This is a genomic window from Deltaproteobacteria bacterium (assembly GCA_020848745.1).
Taxonomy (GTDB): Bacteria; Desulfobacterota; Binatia; order UTPRO1; family UTPRO1; genus UTPRO1.
The window spans coordinates 1-25,006 of the sequence record JADLHM010000077.1 but is presented as its reverse complement, the minus strand read 5'-3'; the positions used below and the strand labels follow the sequence as shown (position 1 = coordinate 25,006).

Annotated in this window: 28 protein-coding genes; 18 read left to right on the top strand and 10 right to left on the bottom strand. The window is 68.9% G+C overall.

Annotation, left to right across the window (positions count from 1 at the left end; genetic code table 11):
- Positions 1–25 precede the first annotated feature (25 nt).
- Entirely contained in the window at positions 26–1,501 is a 1,476-nt protein-coding gene (locus IT293_11830) for a DegQ family serine endoprotease (GenBank protein MCC6765340.1), read from the bottom strand.
- A 140-nt stretch (positions 1,502–1,641) separates the two neighbouring features.
- On the opposite strand from IT293_11830, the gene IT293_11825 reads away from it, so the two are divergent.
- On the top strand, positions 1,642–2,604 hold the full coding sequence (locus IT293_11825; GenBank protein ID MCC6765339.1) for a flippase-like domain-containing protein: 963 nt from the start codon (positions 1,642–1,644) through the stop codon (positions 2,602–2,604).
- Between the two features lie 38 nt (positions 2,605–2,642).
- Here the strand turns inward: IT293_11825 and IT293_11820 are convergent, their stop codons facing one another.
- The 3 genes from IT293_11820 to IT293_11810 form a co-directional block, all read right to left on the bottom strand.
- Positions 2,643–3,806 carry a M20/M25/M40 family metallo-hydrolase gene (locus tag IT293_11820; protein ID MCC6765338.1) on the bottom strand — a complete coding sequence of 388 codons (1,164 nt, stop codon included), beginning with the start codon at positions 3,804–3,806 and terminating at the stop codon, positions 2,643–2,645.
- A gap of 125 nt (positions 3,807–3,931) precedes the next feature.
- Positions 3,932–4,315: a prepilin-type N-terminal cleavage/methylation domain-containing protein gene (locus IT293_11815; GenBank protein ID MCC6765337.1), complete on the bottom strand. Its 384-nt coding sequence runs from the start codon at positions 4,313–4,315 to the stop codon at positions 3,932–3,934.
- Between the two features lie 276 nt (positions 4,316–4,591).
- Positions 4,592–6,388, bottom strand: a complete 1,797-nt coding sequence (locus IT293_11810; protein ID MCC6765336.1) for a phosphoenolpyruvate carboxykinase (GTP) — start codon at positions 6,386–6,388, stop codon at positions 4,592–4,594.
- Between the two features lie 149 nt (positions 6,389–6,537).
- On the opposite strand from IT293_11810, the gene IT293_11805 reads away from it, so the two are divergent.
- From IT293_11805 to IT293_11795, 3 genes are read left to right on the top strand one after another with little or no spacing between them, the layout of a single operon-like run.
- A complete protein-coding gene (locus IT293_11805; protein ID MCC6765335.1) occupies positions 6,538–7,482 on the top strand; it encodes a ketopantoate reductase family protein in 945 nt (314 codons plus the stop codon).
- Positions 7,479–7,964 (top strand): M67 family metallopeptidase, encoded by a 486-nt coding sequence (locus tag IT293_11800; protein ID MCC6765334.1) that lies wholly within the window; start codon positions 7,479–7,481, stop codon positions 7,962–7,964. The genes IT293_11805 and IT293_11800 overlap by 4 nt, the downstream gene beginning before the upstream one ends.
- Positions 7,957–8,703 (top strand): alpha/beta hydrolase, encoded by a 747-nt coding sequence (locus tag IT293_11795; protein ID MCC6765333.1) that lies wholly within the window; start codon positions 7,957–7,959, stop codon positions 8,701–8,703. Before IT293_11800 ends, IT293_11795 begins: the two co-directional genes overlap by 8 nt.
- Position 8,704: 1 nt before the next feature.
- Here IT293_11795 and miaB read toward each other — a convergent pair whose 3' ends face one another.
- Entirely contained in the window at positions 8,705–10,108 is a 1,404-nt protein-coding gene (gene miaB / locus IT293_11790; protein MCC6765332.1) for a tRNA (N6-isopentenyl adenosine(37)-C2)-methylthiotransferase MiaB, read from the bottom strand.
- A gap of 76 nt (positions 10,109–10,184) precedes the next feature.
- Between miaB and IT293_11785 the strand changes: the two genes are divergently transcribed.
- From IT293_11785 to IT293_11720, 14 genes are all read left to right on the top strand, one after another.
- The gene (locus IT293_11785; GenBank protein ID MCC6765331.1) at positions 10,185–10,400 is read left to right on the top strand and encodes a hypothetical protein; all 216 of its coding nucleotides are present in this window, start codon (positions 10,185–10,187) and stop codon (positions 10,398–10,400) included.
- A gap of 166 nt (positions 10,401–10,566) precedes the next feature.
- A complete protein-coding gene (locus IT293_11780; protein ID MCC6765330.1) occupies positions 10,567–11,214 on the top strand; it encodes a response regulator transcription factor in 648 nt (215 codons plus the stop codon).
- Between the two features lie 354 nt (positions 11,215–11,568).
- Positions 11,569–12,081 carry a molybdenum cofactor biosynthesis protein MoaB gene (locus IT293_11775; protein ID MCC6765329.1) on the top strand — a complete coding sequence of 171 codons (513 nt, stop codon included), beginning with the start codon at positions 11,569–11,571 and terminating at the stop codon, positions 12,079–12,081.
- Positions 12,078–12,323 (top strand): molybdopterin converting factor subunit 1, encoded by a 246-nt coding sequence (moaD, locus tag IT293_11770; protein MCC6765328.1) that lies wholly within the window; start codon positions 12,078–12,080, stop codon positions 12,321–12,323. The genes IT293_11775 and moaD overlap by 4 nt, the downstream gene beginning before the upstream one ends.
- Positions 12,323–12,766, top strand: a complete 444-nt coding sequence (locus IT293_11765) for a molybdenum cofactor biosynthesis protein MoaE (protein ID MCC6765327.1) — start codon at positions 12,323–12,325, stop codon at positions 12,764–12,766. Before moaD ends, IT293_11765 begins: the two co-directional genes overlap by 1 nt.
- Before the next feature lies 1 nt (position 12,767).
- A complete protein-coding gene (locus IT293_11760) occupies positions 12,768–13,619 on the top strand; it encodes a 4-hydroxy-3-methylbut-2-enyl diphosphate reductase (protein MCC6765326.1) in 852 nt (283 codons plus the stop codon).
- Positions 13,620–13,709: 90 nt separating this feature from the next.
- Positions 13,710–15,482, top strand: a complete 1,773-nt coding sequence (locus IT293_11755) for a tetratricopeptide repeat protein (GenBank protein ID MCC6765325.1) — start codon at positions 13,710–13,712, stop codon at positions 15,480–15,482.
- Positions 15,483–15,504: 22 nt separating this feature from the next.
- Complete coding sequence (locus IT293_11750) at positions 15,505–16,284, top strand: DUF4292 domain-containing protein (GenBank protein ID MCC6765324.1); 780 nt, start codon at positions 15,505–15,507, stop codon at positions 16,282–16,284.
- Positions 16,284–17,978 carry an ABC transporter substrate-binding protein gene (locus IT293_11745; GenBank protein ID MCC6765323.1) on the top strand — a complete coding sequence of 565 codons (1,695 nt, stop codon included), beginning with the start codon at positions 16,284–16,286 and terminating at the stop codon, positions 17,976–17,978. Before IT293_11750 ends, IT293_11745 begins: the two co-directional genes overlap by 1 nt.
- A 3-nt stretch (positions 17,979–17,981) precedes the next feature.
- Entirely contained in the window at positions 17,982–18,965 is a 984-nt protein-coding gene (locus tag IT293_11740) for an ABC transporter permease (protein MCC6765322.1), read from the top strand.
- A 22-nt stretch (positions 18,966–18,987) separates the two neighbouring features.
- Entirely contained in the window at positions 18,988–19,989 is a 1,002-nt protein-coding gene (locus IT293_11735; protein ID MCC6765321.1) for an ABC transporter permease, read from the top strand.
- Entirely contained in the window at positions 19,986–20,960 is a 975-nt protein-coding gene (locus tag IT293_11730; GenBank protein MCC6765320.1) for an ABC transporter ATP-binding protein, read from the top strand. Before IT293_11735 ends, IT293_11730 begins: the two co-directional genes overlap by 4 nt.
- Positions 20,957–21,961, top strand: coding sequence for a dipeptide ABC transporter ATP-binding protein (locus IT293_11725; GenBank protein ID MCC6765319.1), 1,005 nt, complete (start codon positions 20,957–20,959; stop codon positions 21,959–21,961). Before IT293_11730 ends, IT293_11725 begins: the two co-directional genes overlap by 4 nt.
- 14 nt (positions 21,962–21,975) lie before the next feature.
- The gene (locus IT293_11720; GenBank protein ID MCC6765318.1) at positions 21,976–22,434 is read left to right on the top strand and encodes a polymer-forming cytoskeletal protein; all 459 of its coding nucleotides are present in this window, start codon (positions 21,976–21,978) and stop codon (positions 22,432–22,434) included.
- A 21-nt stretch (positions 22,435–22,455) separates the two neighbouring features.
- Here the strand turns inward: IT293_11720 and rplS are convergent, their stop codons facing one another.
- The 5 genes from rplS to IT293_11695 are packed head-to-tail and all read right to left on the bottom strand — an operon-like array spanning position 22,456 to position 24,941.
- On the bottom strand, positions 22,456–22,821 hold the full coding sequence (gene rplS, locus IT293_11715) for a 50S ribosomal protein L19 (GenBank protein ID MCC6765317.1): 366 nt from the start codon (positions 22,819–22,821) through the stop codon (positions 22,456–22,458).
- Positions 22,818–23,402, bottom strand: coding sequence for an RNA methyltransferase (locus tag IT293_11710; protein MCC6765316.1), 585 nt, complete (start codon positions 23,400–23,402; stop codon positions 22,818–22,820). Before IT293_11710 ends, rplS begins: the two co-directional genes overlap by 4 nt.
- A gap of 1 nt (position 23,403) precedes the next feature.
- The gene (gene trmD, locus IT293_11705; GenBank protein MCC6765315.1) at positions 23,404–24,096 is read right to left on the bottom strand and encodes a tRNA (guanosine(37)-N1)-methyltransferase TrmD; all 693 of its coding nucleotides are present in this window, start codon (positions 24,094–24,096) and stop codon (positions 23,404–23,406) included.
- A 2-nt stretch (positions 24,097–24,098) separates the two neighbouring features.
- Positions 24,099–24,662, bottom strand: coding sequence for a 16S rRNA processing protein RimM (rimM, locus tag IT293_11700; GenBank protein ID MCC6765314.1), 564 nt, complete (start codon positions 24,660–24,662; stop codon positions 24,099–24,101).
- Between the two features lie 42 nt (positions 24,663–24,704).
- Complete coding sequence (locus IT293_11695; GenBank protein ID MCC6765313.1) at positions 24,705–24,941, bottom strand: KH domain-containing protein; 237 nt, start codon at positions 24,939–24,941, stop codon at positions 24,705–24,707.
- Between the last annotated feature and the right edge of the window lie 65 nt (positions 24,942–25,006).

Below are 25,006 nucleotides of genomic sequence, written 5' to 3'. Positions count from 1 at the left end.
CGCGCGGCCGCCGCCTCCCGCGACCTCAGCGTTGCGGAGAGAGGGTCAGGAACACGGTGCTCTCGCCCCTCCGAACCAGCAGCAGGACCGGTGGGGAGGCCTTGGAGAGCACGGCGGCGGCGGTACGCGCCGAGTCGACGTCGCGCCGGTCGACCTGCAGGATCAGGTCACCCGGGCGCATGCCCGCCTCCTCGGCCGGACTCCCGTTCGCGACGCCCGTGACGAGGGCGCCGACGACGTCGCGGCCGTAGCCGAGCTGGCGGCGCGTCTGGTCGGTCAGGTTGTCGAGCTGGAGCCCGAGGCTTCCCGCCGAGGCGCGGCCGCCTTCGTCGTCCTCGTCGGTCATGGACTCGGGGCCGTGCGCGATGTCCTCGGGTTGCTTTCCGACCTTCACGTCGAGCGTGCGCTCCTTGCCGTCGCGGACGATCTGGAGTCGTGTCGTGCTGCCGGGAGACATGGTCGCGATCGTGCGGGAGAGCTGCCCGGGCTCGGAGATCGTCTTGCCGTCCATGCCGATCACCACGTCACCGCGCTTGAGCCCCGAGGTGGCGGCCGGGCTCTTCGGAAGGACGTCGGCGATGAGCGCGCCCTCGGTGTCGCCGAGGCCGAGCGCCTGCCGCAGGTCCGGGCCGAGCGGTTGGATGCTGACGCCGAGCCAGCCGCGCGTCACCTTGCCGGTCGCGCGGAGCTGATCGACGACCGCGCGCGCCAGGTTGATCGGCGTGGCGAAGCCGATGCCGATGTTGCCCCCGCTCTGACTGAAGATCGCCGTGTTGATGCCGATGACCCGGCCGCGCTGATCGAAGAGCGGGCCGCCGGAGTTCCCCGGGTTGATGGAGGCGTCGGTCTGGATGAAGTCGTCGTAGGGACCGGCGCCGATCACGCGGTCGCGGGCCGAGACGATGCCGGCCGTGAGCGTGTGCGACAGGCCGAACGGGTTGCCGGCCGCGAGCACCCAGTCGCCGACCTGCAGCTTGTCGGAATCACCGAGCGGGACCGTCGGGATCCTGGCGTCGGGCTTGATCTTCAGGAGCGCGACGTCGGTCTTGGCGTCCTCGCCGACGAGCTTCGCCTTGTAGGACTTGCCGGTCGAGAACTGCACGTCGATGTCGTCGGCGCCCTCGACGACGTGGCGATTCGTCACGATGTAGCCCGCCTCGTCGATCACGAAGCCCGAGCCGAGGCTCCGCTGCTTCGACGGACCCCGCCGCCCGCCGCCGAAGCGGTCCCAGAAGTCCTCGCCGAAGAACTGCTCGAACGGATCCTGGCCGCGTGGGAACTGGCGACGCTGCGTGCGGGCGGGGACGTTCTTGGTCGTGTTGATGTTGACGACCGCCGGCATCACCTCCTGGGCGAGTCCGGCGAAAGACGGGATGGCGCCGTCCATCTGCGACTCGATCCGCGCCGGCGTGAGCGCCGCAAAGACGAGCGCCCCGATCGCCCCGCCGCTCAGGCTGATCAGCGCGAGGTGCCAGGGCCTTACGCGCACTTCGGTTTTCATGCGTTCCTCCTTGAAGCGACGGCATCGCCGTCGCGAACGATGCGATTCGTGTGTCGGGTATTGTGGCCGAGGTCGGCGCGAACGCAATCCGGGCTTGACACGCTTGCTTTTCGCGACTCGAGGGGGGACTCTCCGCGCGGATGGCGGAGGCGGAGGGGAGGGGCGGCGGACTGCGGCGTCTGCTGCAGGTCGGCGTCACGGTGGCGGCGGTCGCGCTGATCGCGCGCGTCGTCGACGTGCGGGCCACGATGCGGATCCTCGGGGAGGCGCACGTCGGCTGGGTCGTGCTGGCCGTCTGGATGTACGTGGTCGGCCAGATCATGAGCGCCTTCCGCTGGTGGTTGATCGGCCGTTCGGTCGGCCTCGGCGGGCGCATCACCGACTACGTCCGCTTCTATTTCATCGGCATGTTCTTCATGTCGTTCGGTCCGAGCACGCTCGGCGGCGACTTCGTCCGCGGCCTCTACCTGGCCGAGGGCGGAGGGCGGCGCGGGCGCGCGTTCAACTCGGTGGTGTTCGACCGCTTGAACGGGTTGGTCATCCTGGTGGCGATCGGCGCGGCGGCCTTCCTGATCTTCCCGCGCTACCGCGACCTCGCGCCGGAGTTCACGCTCATGTTCTGGATCACGGTCGCGTTCGGGAGCGTCCTGCTCTTCGGGTGGCTGCTCGCGCCGTGGCTCGCGCGGATGCTGCTGCCGCCGGACCATCGCCTCCGCCACTTCGTCGAGGTCGATCTCGGACCCTTCTGGACCGATCGCCGCATGCTGCTCGCCAGCTCGGGCGTGTCGCTCGTCTTCCATTTCGTGCAGATCGCCGCGCAGTGGGTGGTGAGCCGGGCGATCGGCCTCGAGGTCCCACTCTCGTACATCGCGGTGTTCCATCCGCTCGTGAGCGCGGTCGCGTCGATTCCCGTGACGTTCTCGGGAATCGGCCTGCGCGAGGGCGGCTACCTGTACTTCCTCACCAAGCTCGGGATCGACCAACCGAGCGCGGTCGCGTACGGCGTGCTCTGGCTGTTCGTGATCATCACGAACAGCCTGCTCGGCGGGCTCGTGTTCCTCGCGAGCGGCGCACGGTTGCCGGCGCTGCGCGACGCGGCCTGAACGCGGATTCTGCAGGTTGCTGAAAAAGGGCGATCTGCTTAGAGAAGCTCGTCGCGCGCGGCGTGCAGCCGCAACATTTCGACGATCACCTCGGCTGTGCGGATCATGTCGCTCACGCGCAGCCACTCCTTCACGGTGTGGATGTCACGCATGCCGGTGCCGAGGTTCGCCACCTGGAAGCCGCGGCCGTTCAACACGTTGGCATCGCAGCCGCCGCCCATGGCGGCGCTCTCGACGCCGTGTCCGAGCGCGGCCGCGGCGCGCAGCACGAGCTGGACGATCGGCGCGGCGTCGGGGACGTTCATCGCCTCGTAGCTCTGCTCGACGATCGTCTCGACGCGCGCCCGCCGCTCCTCGCCGTCGATCGCGATCACGTGGCGCGCCGCCGCGGCTTCGAGCGCGGCGCGCATGTGGTCGGACTGCGCGGCGAGCTTCCCCGCATCGTGGCTGCGCGCCTCGCCTTCGAGGCGCACGCGGTTCGGCACGACGTTCACGGCGCCGCCGCCGGTCACGACGCCGATGTTGGCGGTGGTCTCGTCGTCGATGCGGCCGAGCTTCATCGCGGCGACGCCTTCCGCCGCGACCTGGATCGCGTTGATGCCGCGCTCGGGCGCCATGCCGGCGTGCGCTTCGAGCCCGTGCACCGTGAAGACGAGATGGTTCGAGGCCGGAGCGCGGGTGAAGAGGTAGCCGGGCGCGTCGCTGTCGAGCACGAGCCCGGCGCGGGCCGTGAGCGCGCGCACGTCGAGGTGCTTCGCGCCGAGGAGCCCGACCTCCTCGCAGATGGTGAACGCGACCTCGATGTCGCCGTGCGGGATGCCCTCGTCGCGCAGCACGCGCAGCACTTCGCAGATGATCGCGCACCCCGACTTGTCGTCGCCTCCGAGCACGGTCCGGCCGTCGCTTCGAATCACGTCGCCCTCGACGATCGGCTGCACGCCTTCGCCGGGGATCACCGTGTCCATGTGCGCCGAGAGGAGGAGGGGCGCGACGTCGGCGCTGCCCTTCACCCGAGCGAGCACGTTGCCGGTGGTGCCGCCGACCGCGGTGCCGGCGTCGTCGGTCCAGACCTCGGCCCCGACCACCACGAGCTCGCGCGCGAGACGGTCCGCGACGAGGTGCTCCTTGCGCGAAAGGCTGTCGATTCGTACCAGCTCGAGGAAGAGCGCCGTCAGCCGCTCGCGGGAGACCCCGTTCGCCATGGTGCGCCGCACTCTACACACGCGTCGTCGGCGCAGAAAGCCGCGCCCCAGACGACGCGACGCCGGCGGCCTTGCGGCCGGCCGGCGTCGGTTGGGTGGTGGTGGAGCGGGGGGTGTGGAGCAGCTCAGTCGCTGATGATGAAGTTCGGCTCGCCGGGGAGGGGGTCGCTCACCCAGTCGTACTCGTGCGAGGCCTGCGGATGACTGCCGTGGATCTTGAACGAGCTCACGAGGTCACCGCTGTTGCCCGGGCCGACGCTGATGGTGACGCCTTCGTCGATCACCATCCCGTCGAGGTCGCCGACGTTGCTCGTGTAGGTCGAGTTGCCCGCGAAGTAGGCCTCCTGGCCGGTCGCGACGTGGCGGACCTGCGACTCGACGATCGAGTCGAAGCCGCGGGCTCTGTAGGATGCGTATTGCGGTATGGCGATACTCGCGAGGATGCCGACGATCGACACGACCACCAGCAGCTCGAGCAGCGTGAATCCGTTGTCGGAGCGCGTTGCCATGCCCGGGTTTCCGAGCAAAGCCGATGCCACGGGCCGACGGGTAGGCAGGTCATGCCGAAGGCGCGTCGTGACACGCTGAATTCCCGAGTTTCTTCCGGGGATATACAGCGTTCGACGGCGGCTCCGATGACGCTCGCCGCCGTATTTTGTCACCGCGCGCTCCCGCGGAATCGCCGGTGCGCGGGTGGTGACGTTTCGCGGCGGTCCGCGCCGGGAGGCCCGCCGCGGACCGGGCCCGCGCTCGCGCGCGACGCCAGGGCGAGGGCGAAACGGTGATCAGCTCGAGAGCCGCGCCATCAGGAGTCCGCGCTCCAGCTTGATCGGTGCCGGGAGCGTGCGCTCGAGCTTGGTGAAGAGCTCGCCCTGGGACTCGAGCTCGGGGCCCCACTCCGCAAGGTCGATGCCGGTTGCTTTGCGCACCTGCTCGGGGGTGATGTCGAGGCCGGTGGTGTCGAGGTCGCCTGCGCGCGGGACCCAGCCGAGCAGCGTCTCCGAGGCGCCGGTCTTGCCTTCGGCGCGCCCGAGGATCCACGCGAGCACACGCATGTTCTCGCCGTAGCCGGGCCAGAGGAACTTGCCGTCCGCGCCCTTGCGGAACCAGTTCACGAGGAAGATCGGCGGCGGGTCGGCGAGGCGGGCCTGGATCTTCAGCCAGTGGCCGAAGTAGTCGCCCATGTCGTAGCCGCAGAACGGCAGCATGGCCATCGGGTCGCGGCGGACGACGCCCGCCTGGCCGGTCGCGGCCGCGGTCGTCTCGGAGCCCATCGTTGCGCCGAGGTAGACGCCGTGGGCCCAGTTGAAGCTCTGCATGACGAGCGGCACCGTGCTCGCGCGCCGGCCGCCGAAGATGATCGCGGAGATCGGCACGCCTTCGGCGTCGTCCGCCTGCGCGTCGAGGATGGGGTTGTTCCGCATGGGCGCGGTGAAGCGCGAGTTCGGGTGCGCGGCCGGCGTCTTCGACTCCGGCGTCCACGGCTCGCCCCGCCAGTCGGTGAGCGCGGCCGGGGGCTGTCCGTCCATGCCCTCCCACCACACGTCGCCGTCCTCGGTCATCGCCACGTTGGTGAAGATGGCGTTGCGCTCGATGCAGGCCATCGCGTTCGGATTCGTCTTCTTGTTCGTTCCGGGCGCGACGCCGAAGTAGCCGTTCTCGGGATTCACCGCCCAGAGGCGGCCGTCTTTGCCGATGCGGAGCCACGAAATGTCGTCGCCGATCGTCGTGATCTTCCAGCCCTTGAGAGCCGCGGGCGGCACCATCATCGCGAAATTCGTCTTGCCGCAGGCGCTCGGGAACGCCGCCACGACGTAGTGCTTCTTCCCTTCCGGGCTCTCCGCGCCGAGGATCAACATGTGCTCGGCGAGCCAGCCCTCTTCCTTGCCGAGGAACGACGCGATGCGGAGCGCGAGGCATTTCTTGCCGAGGAGCGCGTTGCCGCCGTACCCGCTGCCGATCGACCAGATCGTGTTGTCCTCGGGGAAGTGGCAGATGAATCGCTTCTCGGGGTCGAGGTCGAGCGTGCAATGCAGGCCGCGGTTGAACTCGTCGCTGGAATCGCCGAGCGTTTCGAGCGCGACGCGTCCCATGCGCGCCATGATGCGCATGTTCAACACCACGTAGACGCTGTCGGTGATCTCGATGCCGACCTTGGAGAATGGCGAGCCGGCGGGGCCCATGAGGTAGGGCACCACGTACATCGTACGGCCCTTCATCGAGCCGTCGAAGAGCTTGCCGAGCTTGGCGTACGCGTCCTTGGGATCCATCCAGTTGTTGTTGGGGCCGGCGGCGTCCTTGGTGCGGGTGCAGACGAAGGTGAGATGCTCGGTGCGCGCAACGTCGTTCGGACTGGACCGATGGAGATAGCAACCCGGGCGCTTCTCCTGATTGAGGGGGATCAGGATGCGCTGGTCAACCGCGTAGGCGGTGAGGCGTCGTTGCTCCTCCTCGGAGCCGTCGCACCAGACGATCTGGTCGGGCTTGGTGAGCTTGGCCATCTCTCCGACCCAAGCGAGGAGCTTGGGATTGTTCGTCGGAGCATCGCTCTGCTTCGTGGCGGCGGCACGATCGTCGGGCATGGGGTCGACCTTTCCTCGGATGTTTGTACGGAAGGCGGTGGTGTTTCGAAGGCGGCGGATAGTATCACACCGGCCCGAGGTTCCAATCGCCGGGAGCGCCAGGTTGGGGGTCGCTGCGCGGCGCTAGCGGCGCTATATGGTCGCGCGCGATGACGCTGCGGGTGCTCGTCGCCGGCGCCGGGGCGGTCGGCTCGGTCGTGGGAGGCCTCCTGGCATGTGCCGGTCACGGGGTCACCTTCCTCGGCCGCCGTGCCCATCTCGACGCGATCGCGGCCCGCGGGCTCGCGATCGAAGGCCTCTGGGGCGGGCACCGGGTCGGGAACCTGGTCGGCGCCGCCGCCGTGGAGCAGCTTGCGGGCCCCTACGACGCGATTCTGCTCACGGTGAAGTCCTACGATACCGCCGGCATGCTCGCCGCCGTCGTGCCCTTCCTCGCCGTCGACGGCTGCGTGATCGCCCTCCAGAACGGGCTCGGCAACGTCGAGCAGGTGGCGGCAGCCGTCGGCGCCGATCGGGCTCTCGGCGGACGCGTCATCTTCGGCGCGGTCGTGCCCGCGCCGGGGATCGCCCGCGTGACCGTCTTCGCTGATCCGATCGCGCTCGGGGCGGCGGTTGCGGGAGGCGCGGCTTCCGAGGAGCGGGCGCGCGCCTGGGCGGCGCGTTTCGCGGCGGCCGGCATCCCGACCGAGCACACCGACGCGCTCCAAGCGCATCTCTGGACCAAGGTCTTCTACAACGCCGCGCTCAATCCCCTCGGCGCGCTCCTCGGACGGCCCTACGGCGCGCTCGCGGCCGACGACGATGGGCGCGCGATCATGGACGCGATCATCGACGAATGCTTCGCGGTGGCGCGGGCGCGCGGCGTCGTGCCGTTGGTCCCCGATGCCGCCGCCTATCGCGCGCTCTTCTACGGGCGACTCGTACCGTCGACGGCGGATCATCGCTCGTCCATGCTGCAGGATCTCGAGCGCGGTCGGCGGACCGAGATCGAGGCGATCAACGGTTGCATCTGGCGCTACGGTCGCGAGGCGGGTATCCCGACGCCGGTGAACGCGACGATGACGCGCCTGGTGCGCTTTCGGGAGCGGACATGATCGAGATCGAAGCGCGGGTGGTGGACGCGATGCGGGAGCACGCGGTCGAGGGCTTCCCCGAGGAGGTCTGCGGCGTCGTGTTCGCGACCCCTGGGGGCCAGATCCTGCGCCGGCTCAGGAACATCCAGAACGAGCTGCACGCGAAGGATCCCGAGCAGCATCCCCGGACCGCGGCCACGGCCTACCACATGGACTCGCGCGAGCTCTTCGAGATCGAGAAGCAGGCGCGCGAGCCGGGATGGCGCGTGCTCGTCTTCTACCATTCGCATCCGCAGCACGACGCGTACTTCTCGCCGACCGATCGCGCGCAGGCGTCCTACACCGATCCCGTCGACGGGTCGCGCGGTCCGACCTACCCCGGCACCACCTGGGTCGTCGTGTCGGTGTACGATCGCGTCGTGCGCGACGTGCGGGCGTACGCGTGGGACGACGAGGTGCGGGACTTCGGCGAGACGTCGTTCGCGGTGGCGCGTCGTGGCTGAGCTCGATCGTGGCGGCTGGTCGCTCCGCTACGAGGTCGCGGGTACGGCCGGCGCGCTCGTGGCGCTCACCCACGGCTTCGGGGCCACCGCGGAGACGTGGCGCGGACAGGTGCCGGCGCTCGTCGCGGCGGGCTTCCGCGTCCTCACGTGGGACCTGCGCGCGCACGGCCGGTCCGGGTCGCCCGACGCGCCGATCACGATCGCGAGGCTCGGGGAGGATCTGGCGGCGCTCGTGCGCGCGGTCGGCGGGCCTGCGCACGCGCTCGGGCACTCGGCCGGCGGCGTGATCACGATGCGCTGCGCGCTCGACCACCCCGAGCTGGTGCGGAGTCTCGTCCTCGTCGGTACCGCGAGCGAGTGCAACGCCAAGGCGCACGCCTGGTACGAGTCCCTCGCGGTCACCGCCGAGGTGGAGGGCGGCGCCGCGGTCCTGAAGAAGCTCGGCTCGCGCGATGCCGCCGACGCCGCTCCCGAACCCGGCGGCTTTGCGCGCATCGCGCGCGCGATGGGCGGCCTGCACCATGCCCCGATCACCTCCGAGCTCGAGCGCCTCCGCTGCCCGACCTTCGTCGTCGTCGGCGAGAAGGACTTCCTCGGCGTCGGCGGCTCGGTGATCATCAGCCGGCGGATCCCGGGTGCGCGGCTCGAGGTCGTGCCGGGCGGCGTGCATGCGCTCTTCCACCAGGATCCGGCCGGGTTCAATGCCCGGGTGATCGACTTCCTGCGCTCGATCGGCTGAGTCAGCCCGCGAGGTCGACCGCGGCGGGGACGGCGTCGGCGCTCGCGATCAGGGTGTGCCCCGTCGCCGCGACGACCGTGCCGGTGACGAGCGCGCCGGGCGCGGCGTCGCCGTTCACGATCGCGGTCGTGTACTGCGGCGTCTTGCCCGCGACGTGTCCCGCGGGTCGGCGTGCCGGTCCTTCGACGAGCACCTCGACCGTGCGACCGATCCAGGCGCGATTGCGCTCGGCGGCGATCCTCTCCTGGAGCGCGATCACCTCGGAGAGCCGGCGGCTCTTTTCGGCCTCGGGCACGGAATCCTCCCAGGCCGCCGCGCGCGTACGCGAGCGCGGCGAGTACCGGTAGAGGTAGGCCTGGTCGAAGCGCAGCTCCGCGAGGAGCCGATGGGTCGCGTCGTAATCGGCGCCGGTCTCGCCGGGGAATCCGACGATGACGTCGGTCGAGAGCGCCACGTCGGGAACGACGTCGCGCACGCGGGCGACGAGGTCGCGGAACGCGGCGACCGTGTAGCCGCGCGCCATGCGCTCGAGGACGGCGTCCGAGCCCGACTGCACCGGCAGGTGCAGCTGGGGCGCGACGGCCGGCACGTCGCGCATCACGTCGATCAGCGCCGGCGTCACGTCGGCGGGGTGCGGCGACGTGAAGCGGATGCGCTCGAGCCCCGGGATCTCGGCGGTGCGGCGCAGCAGCTCGGCGAAGTCGCACGCGCCGTCGCGGTACGCGTTCACGGTCTGGCCGAGGAGCACGACTTCGCGGGCGCCGGAGGCGACGACCTCGCGCACCTCACGCAGGACCGCGTCGACCGGCAGGCTGCGCTCGCGGCCGCGCACGTACGGGACGACGCAGAACGTGCAGAACTTGTCGCAGCCGCGCATGACGGTGATCCAGGCGCGCACCGCACCCGGCGCGCGCGCGCTCCGGAGGTCGGCGTAGTCCTCGGTCGGGTCGAGGCGGACGTCGGTCGCGGCGCGCGCCCGCCGCCGGACGGGCGCCGCGTTCGGATCGTCGTCGGGCGCGTCGCGGAAATCGGTGACGGGGCCACGGCTGCCGCGAATCGCGTCGAGAAGCGCCGGCAGGCGGCGATACGCGTCCGGTCCGATGACGAGATCGACCATGGGGACGCGCTTGGTGACCGACGCGCGATGGTGCTGCGCCATGCAGCCGGACATGCCGAGGACGAGGTCCGGCCGCCCCGACTTCAGGCGCCCGAGGTCGGTCAGCCGGCCGATCACGCGCTCCTCGGCGTGCTCGCGGATCGCGCACGTGTTCAGCAGGATGACGTCCGCCGCCGCCGGATCCGCCGTACGCACGTAGCCCGAGTCGCCGACATGGCCGAGGATCAGCTCGGCGTCGGCAAAGTTCATCTGGCATCCGTAGGTTTCGAGATAGATGGCGGGAGCCACGGCGGCGCGACTATAGCCACGGCCCTCCAGGGCGGCAACGCGCGCGGCGCCGCCCCGGGTGTGCTACAGCGGTCGCGTGCACCGGCATCCCGACGACGATCCGCGCCGCCAGTTCTCCGACATGGAGGCGACCCTGCTGCTCTGTCCGCGCTGTCAGGTCGCGGTACCGGTGCGCAAGCGCCTGCTGCTCGTGCTCCCCGAGGGGGACAAGTTCGAGTACGTGTGTGCGCGCTGCGCGACCACGTGCGGCACGAAGATCGAGCGACCGCCGCCGCCGCGCTTCGGACGCTGACGTGCGGGTCGCCGCGGTCCCGCACCACGAGCCGTGCGCACCCGGCGCGATCGCCGGGGCGGCGACGTCCGACGACACGACGTCCGCCGCACCTTGACACTCCAAAACGAAGGGCAGTACGGTCCGCGCCTGATCGTGTCGACTCGCTCCTTCTTCGAGGTCGTGCGTGCGCGTTCTCTTGGTTGACGATCACACTCTCTTTCGCCAGGGGCTGCGCACGTTGCTCGAGAAGCACGGCGGGTTCCAGGTGGTCGGCGAGGCCGAAGACGGCCGGCGCGGGGTGACCCTCGTCGAAGAGCTGCATCCCGACGTCGTCGTGATGGACATCGCGATGAAGGGATTGAACGGCATCGAGGCGACGCGCCAGATCCGGAGCCGTTTTCCGAACACGCAGGTCGTGATGCTGTCGATGCATCTCCTCGAGTCCTACGTCCGCCAGGCGCTCGAGGCGGGCGCCGCGGGCTACCTCCTGAAGAGCGCCGCCGGCAGCGAACTCGTGGCGGCGCTCGAGAGTGTCCGCAACGGCGGGAGCTACTTCAGCGCGCCGGTGTCGCGGATGATCGTCGAGGGGTACCTCGAGACCAGCAAGGCGGCGACCGTGGAGAAGCTCTCGGTCCTGACCCCGCGCGAGCGCGAGGTGCTGCAGCTCATCGCCGAAGGGAACAGCTACAAAGAGATCGCGTCCGCGCTGAAGATCAGCCCGAAAACGGTCGGCCAGCACCGGGATCGTCTGATGCAGAAACTGCACTGCCGCCGCACAGCAGAGCTCGTGAAGTTTGCTTTGCGGGAAGGCGTAACCCCCGACTCAGAATAACTGTTTGATTTATAGGAGTAATCTTCGCGTCGGCAGTTCGCGGAAGCCCGCCCTCGGAATGGGCCTCGCAACTCTAGGGAAAATTTCCCTAACGCATAGGGAAATGGATGCATTTACATAGCAACGGACTCGCGGGATAACCGGTGCCGTCGTGGGGAATTGGGTTCGGGCATTCCTCAATGCCTTTTCCAGAACACCAAGTGCTCATGGCTTATCCTCCTTCTCTCTAGGGGGCGGCGCTCACGGACACGGCACCCGGGGACGTCGCCCCCAGAGGGGCTTCCCTCGAAAAAGTTCCCACTAGCGTTTCTCGATTTTGATTCGGCACCACCGCTCCGGTAAGGCCGGTGGCGCATGGCGCATCATCATCGTGCGAGCGACGCCCGGCGTGTGGGATGCGCCGTGGTCACCGTGAGCGATACGCGGAGGCCGGCGGACGATCGGAGTGGCGCGGTCATCAAGGCCGCGCTGACCGACTCGGGCCACGCGGTCGTCGGCGCGACGGTCGTGCCTGACGAGCGGGACGCCATCCGCGCCGCGGTGCTCGCCGCGACCGACCGGTCCGACGTCCAGGCCGTCATCGTGACCGGCGGTACCGGTATCGCCCGCCGCGACGTCACCATCGAGAGCCTCGCGGGCGCGTGGACGAAGGAGCTGCCGGGCTTCGGAGAGCTGTTCCGCGCGCTCAGCTTCGAGGAGATCGGCGCGGCCGCGTTCCTGAGCCGCGCCGCCGCGGGGGTGATCGGTGACACGTTCGTCGCGCTGCTGCCGGGATCGCCCGCGGCGTGCGACCTCGCGCTGCGCCGGTTGCTCCTGCCCGAGCTCGGGCACGTCGCCGGCTTGCTTTCCGCGGGGCTGCGGCCGTGACGATTCGCGTGCTTTTCTTTGCGTATCTCCGGGAGCGCTGCGGGGTTCGCGAGGTCGACATCGAGCTGCCCGAAGGGGCGTCGGTCGCGGGTCTCTGGCAGCGGCTCGTAGCCCGCTTCCCGGCGCTGCCAGCGGATCCCCCGAAGTTCGCCGTCAATCGGGTCTACGTTGACAAGGGGCACCCCCTCCACGACAATGACGAGCTCGCGTTGATCCCACCCGTAAGCGGCGGAAACCAATGATGAAATCGTCGTATAGCGTGACGTCGGACAGTATCGACACGGAGGCCATGCTGGCCGAGGTCGGCGACGCTGCGGCGGGCGGTACGACGCTTTTCTTGGGAACGACGCGCAACGAGAACGAGGGTCGGGTCGTGGAGCGGCTCGAGTACGAGGCCTACGAGGCCATGGCGCTCGAGGAGATGCGCCGCATCGGCGACGAGATGGCGCGCCGCTGGCGGGTGGTCGCGATCTCCGTGGTGCACAGAGTAGGGGTCGTGCCGATCGGTCAGGCGAGCGTCGCCGTGGCGGTTTCGGCGGCGCACCGCGAGGAGGCTTTCGCGGCCTGCCGCTACGGCATCGACACGTTGAAGGCGACGGTGCCGATCTGGAAGAAGGAGTTCTATCAGGGCGGCGAACATTGGGTGGGACCGTGTCACGCGCACGGCGCATCCGGACGAGGGTGAGATGAACATTCGGAAGGCGGTGCACGCGGGGTATTGCTGGGGTGTCGAGCGGGCGCTCGACATCGTGACGGATACGGCGGCGACGCATCCCGGCGAGACCGTTCACACGCTCGGTCCGATCATCCACAACTCCCACGTCGTGCAATCGCTCGAGGAGAAGGGCGTGCAGCACGTGAACGGGCTCGGCGAGCTCACGAGCGGCAACACGGTGATCATCCGCACGCACGGCGTCCCCCCCGAGACCTACGAGCAGGCGAAGGGCCAAGGTCTAAACGTCGTCGACGCGACCTGCCCGCTCGTGACCCTCGTGCAGAACAAGGCGAAGCAGCTCGTGCAGGAAGGGTATCACCTCGTCATCTTCGGAAACCCGAAGCACCCGGAGGTCATCGGCACGATCGGGCACGCGGGCGGCAAAGCGACCGTCATCGAGCGCCCCGAGGACGTCTCCAAGGCCTCGTTTCCGAAGAAGGTCGGCGTCGTCGTGCAGACGACCCAGGAGATCGAGCTGCTGGCGTCGTTCCTCTCCGAGCTCGCGTCGCGCTGCAAGGAGCTCAAGATCTTCAACACGATCTGCAACCCGACGATCGAGCGGCAGGAGGCCGCTCGCGAGCTCGCGCGTGAAGTCGAGGTGGTCATCGTCGTCGGCGGGAAGAACAGCTCGAACACCCGCCATCTCGCCGAGGTCTGTCGCGAGGAGGGCGTGGTCGCGCATCACATCGAGGACGCCGAGGAGCTCGATCCGGCCTGGGTGAAGGGCCGCGACAGCGTCGGCGTCACCGCCGGCGCCTCGACCCCGGGCTGGCTCATGGATCAGGTCATCGCGCGCATCCAGGCGATCGGCGACGCCGCCTGACGCGCGCTTCGGCGCCCGAGACACGCCGGAATCGTCGGAAGTCGCGTTGACGATTTTTCAACCCGCGTGATAGCGTCGTCGGCTGCCACCATGTCTCGCTTCGTCCGCGTCGGCTTGATGATCGCGGGGCTCGCGCTCGCTGCCGGATGCGGACCTGTCCGGCGCACGTTGCCGGGATCCCCCGACGATCTCGGCTGGAATGCGCAGGGCGATTCGTTGCCAGGGCGCCAGGCCGCGATCGATGCGAAGGCCGCCGCCATGGGCGACTTCCTGGTGGGCGAAGTCGCGTTGAACGACGGCAACTACGACGTCGGCCTGAAGGCGTTCCGCGCCGCGGTCGCGCACGATCCCGAGAGCCCGCTCCTACGACAGCGGCTCGCGATGTTGCTCGTACGCAAAGGTCTGCTCACCGAGGCGCTCGAGCACTGCGAGAAGGTCGTCCAGCTCGAGCCGGAGAACACCGAAGCGCGTCTTCTCTACGCGGGCATCCTGTCGGCTCTCAATCGCCAGGACGAGGCGGTCGCGCAGTACCGACACGTGATCGCGCTCGAGCCGAAGAACCAGGAAGCGTACCTCTACCTCGGCGCGCTCTACGGCAAGGAAGGGAGGTACGAGCAGGCGATCGCGACACTCGCGAAGCTCATCGAGCTCAACTCCCGCTCGGTCCTCGGCTACTACTACCTCGGCCGCGTCTATACCTCGGCGGGTCAGCTCGACCGCGCCGAGCATTCCTTTCGCGAGGCGCTCGCCCGGAATCCCCAGTCCGAGCTTATCCTCATGGACCTCGCCACGCTCTACGAGCTCCGCAAGGACTACCCGCGCGCCATCGAGCTCTATCAGCAGATCCTCGCGCAGAATCCCGGGAGCGGGCTCGTCCGCAAGCGGCTCGGGGGGCTCTACATTGGCCAGAAGAAGCTCGACGAGGCGCTCCTCCAGTACCACGCGCTCGAGAAGATCGAGAACGATCCGGAAGAGACGCGCATCAAGATCGCGCTCATCTATTTCGAGAAGGGCGAATACGACCGTGCCGCGACGGAGCTCAATCTCGTCCTCGCCGCCGAGCCGGAGAATGAGCGCGTCCGCTACTACCTCGGGTCGGTGTACGCGCAGACCCAGGAATGGGGAAAGGCCATCGAGCAGCTGCAGCGCATCACGCCCGACTCGGAGTACTACGTCGACGCACGGATCCAGCTCGCCGCCGTGTACCAGCGCCAGGACAAGACCTCGGCGGCGATCAAGGAAATCCAGCAGGCGCTCCAGGCGAAGGCGAAGAACGTCGAGCTGTTGGCCTACCTCGCCTCCTTGCACCGCGAGGAGAAGCAGTACCCGCAGGCGATCGCGGCGCTCGAGCAAGCGGTGAGCCTCGAGCCCGACAACGACCGGAACGTCTTCTCGCTCGGCGCGACGTACGACGAGGCGAAGAACAAGCCGAAGGCCATCGAGATGATGCAGCGGGCGATCACGATCAACCCGCAGAACGCCGCCGCGTTGAACTACCTCGGCTACACATACGCGGAGCTCGGTGAACGGCTCGACGAGGCGGAGAAGCTCATTCGCCGCGCCCTCGCGATCGAGCCCGAGGACGGGTTCTACATCGACTCGCTCGGCTGGGTGTACTACATGCGCGGCGACTATCCGCGCGCGGTCGAGCAGCTCGAGCGCGCGATCGAGCATGCGGGCGACGATCCGACCGTCACCGAGCACCTTGGCGACGCGTACGAGAAGACCGGCAAGGCGCGTGACGCGATTCGCGTGTACCAAGAGGCGCTCGGCAAGGCGAAGGAGCCGGAGCAGATCGATCGGTTGAGGGGCAAGCTGCGCGCCCTCGGTGCCGGGAACCGAGCGGGTGCGACCGAGCTGTAGCGGTCGCGCGCCGGTCGTGGCCATGGCGGTCGTCGCGCTCGTCGCGGCGGCGTGCCAGCCGGGAAAGCTGCGACCGCGATTGCCGGCGGCAACGCCCTCGGCGGAGCAATGCCTCGCGGCGCTCGCGGTGCGGCGGGCCGCCGTCCGGTCGATCCGCGGCTTCGCGCAGATCGCATACGAGACGGGCGAGGACAACGTCGGCGCCCGGCACGCGGTCCTGGTGCGCAACCCCGACCACTTCCGGCTCGAGGTGCTGTCGCCGTTCGGAGCGCTGGCGGTGATCGCGAGCGACGCCCGCGAGCTCGTCGTGTACGCGCGCCGGGAAGCGAAGATCTACCGCGGTCCCGCGACCGCGGCGAGCGTCGGGGCGTACACGCAGGTGCCGATCGGCGTCGCGGACGTGACATCGGTATTGCTCGGAATGCCGCCGGAGCGCCGGCCGACCGGAGTCGTCTCCGTAGCGCGCGACGAGGCGGTCGGGGCGTTCAAGGTGGTCATGCCGGTCGCCGAGGGGCGCGCGCTGGTGTGGTTGCAGCCCGAGACGCTCGCGCCGGTCGCGGGTGAGACGCCGCTCGGGGGCGGCGTGACGCTACGGGTCGCGTTCGGAGCGTACGAGGCGATCGGCTCGGTGCGGTTTCCGCACGCGATCGACATGCGAGCCGAGCCCGGCGACCGCGTCGTGCGCGTACGCTACGCCTCGCCCTCGATCAACACCGAGATCGCGGACAACTTGTTCAGCTTCCCGCCGCGCCCGGGGCTCGAGGAGCTGGTGATCGACCAGTACGCCGCGGAGGGTGGATGATGAAGCGAGGATTCGCGTTGGCCGCGTGCGTCGCGGTCGCCCTCGTCGGGACGGCGGCATGCCGCAAGAGCGGTGAGGAGCGCCTTCGCAGGGGCGATCGTCTGGTCACGGCGACGATCAGCGATCCGAAGACCTTCAACCCGTTGCTGTCCGTGGACGCCGCGTCCACGGAGGCGGTCGGCGACGTGTTCGAGGGGCTCGTGCGCCTGAACCCGAAGACCAAGCTCCCCGAGCCGGTGCTCGCCACTTTGTGGGAGCACGACGAAGCCGGGACGACGTGGACCTTCCATCTGCGCGAGGGCGTCACCTGGCACGATGGTGCCCCCTTCACGGCGGACGACGTCGCGTTCTCCTTCGATGCGGTGTTCGACCCGAGGGTGCCGAACAGCGCGAAGCACGTCCTCATGGTCGGCGGCCAGCCGATGCGGACGGAGGTCGTCGACCCGCACACCATCAAGGTCATGATGGCGGAGCCGTTCGCGCCGCTCCTGAACAGCGTCGGCTTCGACATCCTGCCGAAGCACCTCCTCGGACAGGCGCTGAAGGACGGCACGTTCACGCAGACCTGGGGTATCGACACACCACCCGAGAAGATCGTCGGCACCGGGTCGTATCGGCTCGTGCGCTACGTCCCGGCGCAGCTCCTGCAGTACGCACGCAACCCGACGTACTGGATGCGCGACGAGGCGGGCGGCGCGCTGCCGCGCCTCGCCGAGCGCACTACCCTGATCGTCCCGGACCAGAACACGATGTACCTGAAGTTCCTGGACCGACAGCTGCACATGTACTCGCCGCGTCCGGAGGAGATCGACGATCTCCGCGCGCGCACCGAGGAGCTCGAGATCGCCCTCGACAAGATCGGCCTCGACACGGGCATGTTGTTCGTGAGCTTCAATCGCAACCCGGCCCACTACGTGAAGGACGGGAAGGCCGATCCCCGGCTCGCCTGGTTCACCGACTCGAAGTTCGTCCGGGCCGTCGCTCACAGCCTCGACAAGCGGAGCATGATCCAGAACACCTACTTCGGGTACGGCGAACCCGCCGTCTCGGCGATCTCCCCGGAGAACACCGCCTTCTACAACCCGAACCTGACGCCGTACGAGTACGATCTCGACACGGCCCGACGCCTGCTCGACGAGGGCGGCTATCGCGATCGCGACGGCGACGGCGTCCGCGAGGACGCGCAGGGCCACCCGCTCGAGTTCGAGCTCTCCACCAACGCCGGCAACCAGGTGCGGGAGCGGTTGTGCTCGATCCTGAAGGAGGACTGGACGAAGCTCGGCATCAAGGTGAACTATCGTCCGCTCGATTTCGCGACGCTCGTCGAGAAGCTTTCGACGAACTTCGACTGGGACGCAATGGTCATGGGATTCACCGGAGGCGTCGAGCCGCACGCGAGCTCGAACCTCCTGCGCTCGTCGGGGAACCTCCACATGTGGCAACCGAACCAGCGGACGCCGGCGACGCCATGGGAGGCCGAGATCGATCGCGAGCTCGCGGCCGGCGCCCGCGAACTCGACCCGCAGAAGCGTGTGACGCACTACTGGAAGATCCAGGAGATCCTCCACCGTGAGCTGCCGATGATCCAGCTCGTGCGCCAGCAGCGCTTCATCGCGGCGAAGTCGTATCTCGTGGACTTCGTGCCGACCGTGTGGGGCGTATACCAGCCGGAACGGATCGCCATCCGCCCCTGAACGATGCTGAGGTTCGTCCTGCATCGGATGGTTCAGATGGTCCCGTTGCTGATCGGGATCACGTTCCTGTCGTTCGTGGTGGTCGATCTCGCTCCCGGCGACTTCTTCGACACCTTGAGCATGAACCCGTCGATCTCGCCGGAGATGGTCCGCGAGATGAAGCAAGAGTTCGGCTACGGACAACCGCTTCCGGTGCGCTACGGGCGCTGGCTCTGGCGGGTTGCGCACCTCGACCTCGGCATGTCGGTTGCCTATCGGGTCGGCGTGCTCGAGCTCATCGAGAGCCGGGCCATGAACACGGTCATCCTGGCGGTCGCCAGCATGATCTTCACGTGGGCGCTGGCGATCCCGATCGGCATCGTCGTGGCGCTCCGGCGCGGGACGTTGCTGGATCGCTCGCTCTCGTTCGTGGCGTTCTTCGGGATGTCCGTGCCGAGCTTCTTTCTCTCGTTCCTGCTGATGTACCTGGCGCTCGAGACGGGCTGGTTTCCGGTCGGTGGGACGACGTCGCTCGACTATCCGATCTTGTCGCCGCTCGAGAAGATCGGCGATCGCCTCGCGCATCTCGTGCTGCCCGTCCTCGTGCTCGGGACCGGCGGGATGGCGAGCCTGATGCGGCTCATGCGCAGCCAGCTCCTCGAGATCCAGAGCGCGGACTACGTGCGGACCGCGCGCGCCAAGGGCGTCCCCGAGTGGATCGTCGTTTCGAAGCACATCCTGCGGAACGCGCTGAACCCCTTCGTGACGCTCGCCGGCTACGAGCTCGGGACGCTGCTCGGTGGCGCCGCGCTCGTCGAGGCGGTGATGAATCTCCAGGGTCTCGGGACCTTGATGCTCGACGCGGTGCGGTCTCTCGACCTGTATCTCGTGATGGGTTCGGTGCTGATGAGCTCCGTCCTCCTCCTGCTCGGAAATCTGTTCGCAGACGTGGCGCTCACGCTGGTCGATCCGCGCATCGACTTCTCGCATCTCGAGGCGGTGCGCTGACGTGGCTCCTCGTCGCAGGTCGATGAGTTGGCCGGTCCGCGTGAGTGTCGCGCTGCTCGGGCTCTTCTACGGCGTGGCGCTGTTCGCGCCCTTCGTCGCCCCCTACGACCACGCCGAGCAGAATAGGGGCTTCCCGAACTGTCCGCCGTCGCGGCTACGCCTCAACGCTCCGGGACGCTGGGCGAGCGAGGGCATGCTCTATACGCGCGCCTACGTGCTCGCGCCGGGTCCGGGACGGCGGTACACCGAATCGACCGAGCGGATTCCGCTCGCATGGCTCGCTCGCGGCAGCCTGCTCACGACCCGGGATCCGTCCGCGCGGATGTTCCTGCTCGGGACCGATGGCCTCGGGCGCGACCTCTTCTCACGGGTCGTCTTCGGGAGCCGTATCAGCTTGACCGTGGGGCTCCTCGGGGTCGTGATCAGCTTCGCGATCGGCCTCACGGTGGGGGCCGTCGCGGGGTACGTCGGCGGCCGGCTCGACGACGTCGTCATGCGCGGCACCGAGGTGCTCATGTCGCTGCCGTCCTTCTATTTTCTGCTGGCGCTCGCGGCGGTCATCCCGCCGTCGCTCAGCTCGGCGCAGACGTTCCTGATGATCGTCGTCATCATGAGCTTCATCCGCTGGGCCGGATTCGCGCGCATCATCCGGGGGATGGTGTGCTCCATCCGCGAGCTCGATTACGTCCAGAGCGCGCGGGCGCTCGGCGCCAGCCGGGCGCGCATCATCCTGCGCCACGTCGTCCCGTCGACGTTCGGCTACACGATCGTCGCGGCGACCCTGAGCATCCCGGGCTTCATCCTCGGCGAGAGCGCGTTGTCGCTGCTCGGGCTCGGCATCCAGGAGCCCGACGCGAGCTGGGGGAACCTGTTGGCCGACGCGCAGAACGTGCAGAGCATCGCGCAGTTCCCGTGGATCTTGTCGCCGGGCGTGTTCATCTTCCTGACGATCATGGCGTTCAACTTCCTCGGCGACTATCTCCGCGACACGCTCGACCCGCGGAGCGTCGGAGCCGGCGGATGACAGAATTGCGCATGCCCTTGCTCGACGTGAAGGATCTACACACCCATTTCGAGGCCGAGGAGGGGATCGGGCGGGCCGTCGACGGCGTGAGCTTCGCGGTGGACGCCGGCCGCACGCTCGGGATCCTCGGAGAATCGGGGTGCGGCAAGAGCGTCACCGCCCTCTCGATTCTGCGGCTCGTGAGTCCGCCGGGACGTGTGGTGTCCGGCGAGGTGCTGTATCGCGGCGAGGACCTCCTGCGCCGTTCCGAGCGCGAGATGCGCGCGATCCGCGGCGGCGAGATCGCCATGATCTTCCAGGAGCCCATGACCTCGCTGAACCCCGTCTTCACGATCGGCAACCAGATCGGCGAGGCGATCCGGCTCCACCAGAGCCTCGATCGCTCCGCTGTTCGCGCGCGCGTCGTCGAAGCGCTCCGCACGGTCGAGATTCCGGAGCCCGAACGGCGCGCCAAGAGCTATCCGCACGAGCTCTCCGGCGGGATGCGGCAGCGGGCCATGATCGCGATGGCGCTGGCGTGCGAACCGAGCCTCCTCATCGCGGACGAGCCGACGACCGCCCTCGACGTGACGATCCAGGCGCAGATCCTCGAGCTCCTGCGCGGGCTCCGCGACTCGCTCGGCATGGCGATGATCCTCATCACGCACGATCTCGGGATCGTCGCGGAGCAGGCGGACGACGTGGCCGTCATGTACGCCGGACGGGTCGTCGAGTACGCGTCGGCGGTGGAGGTGTTCGAGCGCCCGCTGCATCCGTATACGGTCGCGTTGATGCATGCCGGCGGTCAGCGCGACGGGACGCCGCGGCGGCGCCTGGAAGCGCTTCCGGGCGCGGTGCCGAGCCTCTTCCGGCGGCCGAGCGGCTGCCGGTTCCGCGACCGCTGTCCACGCGCCGTCGCCGAGTGCGCCGAGATCGATCCGCCCCTCGAGGAGAAAGCGCCGGATCACACGGCGGCGTGCATTCGCGTATGAGCGCGCCGAACGATCGCAGCGCCGCGGCCCCGCTCGTCGAGGCGCGGAGCCTGACCAAGCACTACCCCGTGGCCGGCGGTCTCTTCGCGCGCGAGAAGCTCGTCGTGCGGGCGCTCGACGGCGTGGATCTCGACCTTCGCGCGGGCGAGACCCTCGGGGTCGTCGGCGAGTCGGGGTGCGGCAAGTCGACGCTCGGGCGGTGCTTGTTGCGGTTGGTCGAGCCCACCGCCGGTGAGGTACGGTTCGACGGTCGTGACGTGTTGGCGGTTCCGGCGGCGGAGCTCCGCCGCATGCGGCGCGCGATGCAGATCATCTTCCAGGATCCCTATGCGTCGTTGAATCCGCGCATGCGGGTGGGAGCCATCGTCGCCGAGGGCATCGAGGTCCACGGGCTCGCGGAAGGAGCGGAGAAGCGTCGCCGCGTCGAGGAGCTGCTCCGCCAGGTCGGCCTCGGACCCGAGCACGCGGATCGCTTCCCGCACGAGTTCAGCGGCGGACAGCGCCAGCGGATCGGCATCGCGCGGGCGCTCGCCGTCGGGCCGCGTTTCATCGTCGCCGACGAGCCGGTGTCGGCCCTCGACCTCTCCATCCAGGCCCAGGTCTTGAACTTGCTCATGGACCTGCAGGAGCAAATGGGGCTCGCCTACCTCTTCATCTCGCACGACCTGCGGGTGGTCGAGCACATCAGCCATCGCGTCGCCGTCATGTATCTCGGCCGTATCGTGGAGCGTGCGCCGCGTGCTTCGCTGTACGCGAATCCGCGCCATCCCTACACGCGTGCGCTGCTGGCGGCCGTGCCCGTCGCCGACCCGCGCCATCGGCCGACGCGAACGCCGCTCCAGGGCGACGTGCCGAGCCCGCTCAAGCCGCCGAGCGGATGCCCCTTCCACCCGCGATGTCCGTATGCGGAACCGCGCTGTCGCACCGACGTGCCGGCGCTCGTCGAGGGCGCCGGCGGACACGCGGTCGCATGTCACGTCTTCCCCGCGCCGACGGAATGATCTAGGAAGGCGTCGTGGGGGAGCGTTGGCAGCCGCGGCGGAGCGTGCCGCCGAAGCCGGCCGCGCCGCGTCCGCTGCCGGCGCGCGCGCCCGAGGCGGACTTCATCGGTTTTCGCGAAGTGCGGACCGTTCTCGACCAGGGGACGCAGGTCAACGGGAAGCTGAGCTTCACCGCCCCTACCCGCATCGAGGGGCGTCTACGCGGCGAGGTGCGGGCGACCGATCTCCTCGAGGTCGGCCTTTCCGGCGTGGTCCACGGCTCGGTCTGGGCCAAGGTCCTCGTCGTTGCCGGTGAGATCCGGGGCCGGGTTCTCGGCGCCGAGCGGGTGGAGATCCAACCCGGAGCGCGTGTCCACGGACTGGTCGAGGCCCGGACGCTGGTGGTCGCGGAGGGCGCGCTTCTGGACGGCGACGTCCGGATGATGATGCACGAGGACGGCATCGCCGAATTGGACGAGCCCGCACGCGGCTGACCGCGCGCGGGCCGCGGGCTCCTAACCGTTCTTGGTAGTGCGGGCCGACGTGTCCTCTTCGATGCGGGCGGCCTTGCCGGAGAGCTCGCGCAGGTAATAGAGCTTCGCCCGCCGCACCTTGCCGTAGGAGACCACCTCGATCTTGTCGACGCGCGGCGAGTGCAGCGGGAAGGTCCGCTCCACGCCGACGCCGTAGGACGTCTTGCGCACGGTGAAGGTCTCGCGGATGCTGCCGCCGCTGCGGCGGATGCAGACGCCCTCGAAGAGCTGGATGCGCTCCTTGTCGCCCTCGACGATGCGGACGTGGATGCGAAGGGCGTCGCCCGGGCGGAACGCCGGCTGGCCCTCTTTCAGCTGCTGCTGCTCGATGCTTTCGATGATGTTCATGGGTGTGCCTCCTCTGATTCTTCCTGCCGTCCACACATCCGATCGAGGATGATGGCCGCCGCGCTGCGGACGGAGAGATGGTTGTACTCTCCCGTACCCAAGACGGCAGGCAGCTGGTGGTCGGCGCGACCTATCACTTCTTCGGTGAGACCCCAACCGGTCCCGAACAGGACCAGAAGGGGGCGTTCGGATTCGGCTCGGAGTCGGCGGACCCCCGGCCAACCGATCGTCGGACGCTCCGTCCGCGCCGAGGTGACGAGCAGCACGGGCGGCCGCCCGGCGTCGCGCTCGACGTCGACGATCGTCTGGTCCAGGTCCTCGGTGAGGCCCACCAGGGAGAGCGCGTCCTTGCGGGTCTCGTTGTAGCTCGCACCCCATCCGGAGCCCCAGTGAGCGAGGATTCGAGCCGACAGCTCCCGGAGCGCGCGGACCGGCGTCACTACGTAGAAGCGGCGGATTCCGAAGGTGCACGCGCTGCGGGCGATGTCGTGGATGTCCATGTGGGTGACCGCCGTCGTCACGACCTGACGGTTCTTGTCGTACACGGGGTAGTGCAGCAGCGCGGCGTAGAGGGGGGCCACCTCACCCGCTCCTCGTCGCGCCGCGCGTGAGCAGGTCGGGACGGGTCCGTGCCGTGACCTCGTGCGATGCCCGGGCACGCCAGTCGGCGATGGCGGCGTGATCGCCGGACAGCAGTACGGTCGGGACGGCGCGGCCGCGGAATACCTCGGGCCGTGTGTATTGCGGGTACTCCAGCCGATCGTCGACGAAGGACTCGGAGGCGGCCGACGCGAAATTCCCGAGCGCACCGGGGAGCTGCCGGACGACGGCGTCGATCACCGCGAGTGCCGCGGGCTCACCGCCCGAGAGCACGTAGTCGCCGATCGACAGATCCTCGTCGACAAAATCGCGGACGCGCTCGTCGACCCCTTCGTATCGGCCGCACACGAGAACGAGGTCCTCGACGCGCGCGAGGCTCACGACCTTGCGGTGGTCGAGGGCGGGCCCGCGCGGGGACAGCAGCACCCGACGGGCGTTCGGCGCTGCGGTCGCGATCGCGTCGAGAGCCTCCACGATCGGCGCCACCTTCATCACCATGCCGTGGCCGCCGCCGTAGGGCGTGTCGTCGGTCGTGCGGTGACGGTCGTGCGTGTACTCGCGGAGGTCCACCAAAGACACGTGCAGCACGCCGGCCTCACGCGCGCGCTTCGGGATCCCCACGGCAAGGGGCGAGACGAAGAACTCGGGGAAGATCGTGACGACGTGGACACGCATGGTCAGGAGTCGAGGAGACCCGGGATGGGCTCGATGACCATCCGGTGTCCAGGGAGGTCGATCGTCCGGACGACGTCGGCGATCATAGGGATCAGCAGCTCGCGCGCGCCGTCGTGGACCACGAGGACCTCGTTCGCTCCGTTCGAGAACGAGCGTTCGATCGTGCCGAGCCGTTCGCCCGCGCTGGTGAATACGTCGAGGCCGGCGAGCTGGTAGACGTACACCTCGCCCGGGGCGGTCGAGGGGAGGGCGGCCTCGGGGATCGCGAGGACGAGCCCCACCAGGGTCGCCGCGCCCTCGATGCTGTCGATGCCGGCGACGCGCATCAGGACGACGTTGCCGTGACGGCGTGCGTCCTCGAGGACGATCGCTCGCGCCCGCGTCGCGTCCAGGTCGCTCGCCGCTATCGCAGGGGACGCGACGTAGAGCGGGTGTCCGGTCGGCGGCGGACTAGCGGAAGGCTCGTAGGGATGGAACCGAAGCAAACCGCGGACGCCGTGCGTCCCGACGATTTCGCCGAGCGGAATCAGCCGCTCCGGCGACGATGTGTGGATATCGTGCTTCATGCTGCATGGAGAGCGTGCGACAGAGGAGCATGCCGTCGGCGCCTACTTGTCCTCGACGATCTCCAGGACCACCTTGCGGTTGGTGCGCGAGGCGGCGGCGTTCAGGATGGTACGGATGGACTTGGCGGTGCGGCCCTGTTTGCCGATGATGCGCCCGAGATCCTCACGGGCGACCTTGAGCTCGAGGACGGACGCGGTGTCTCCCTGCGTCTCTTTCACCTCGACGGCGTCCGGATTGTTGACGAGGTACCGGGCCAGGTACTGCACCAGTTCCTTCATGTCGTCTCCCCTGGAGCAATCCCCGCCCGCTTGATCAGCTGGGCGACCGTCTGCGACGGGAGGGC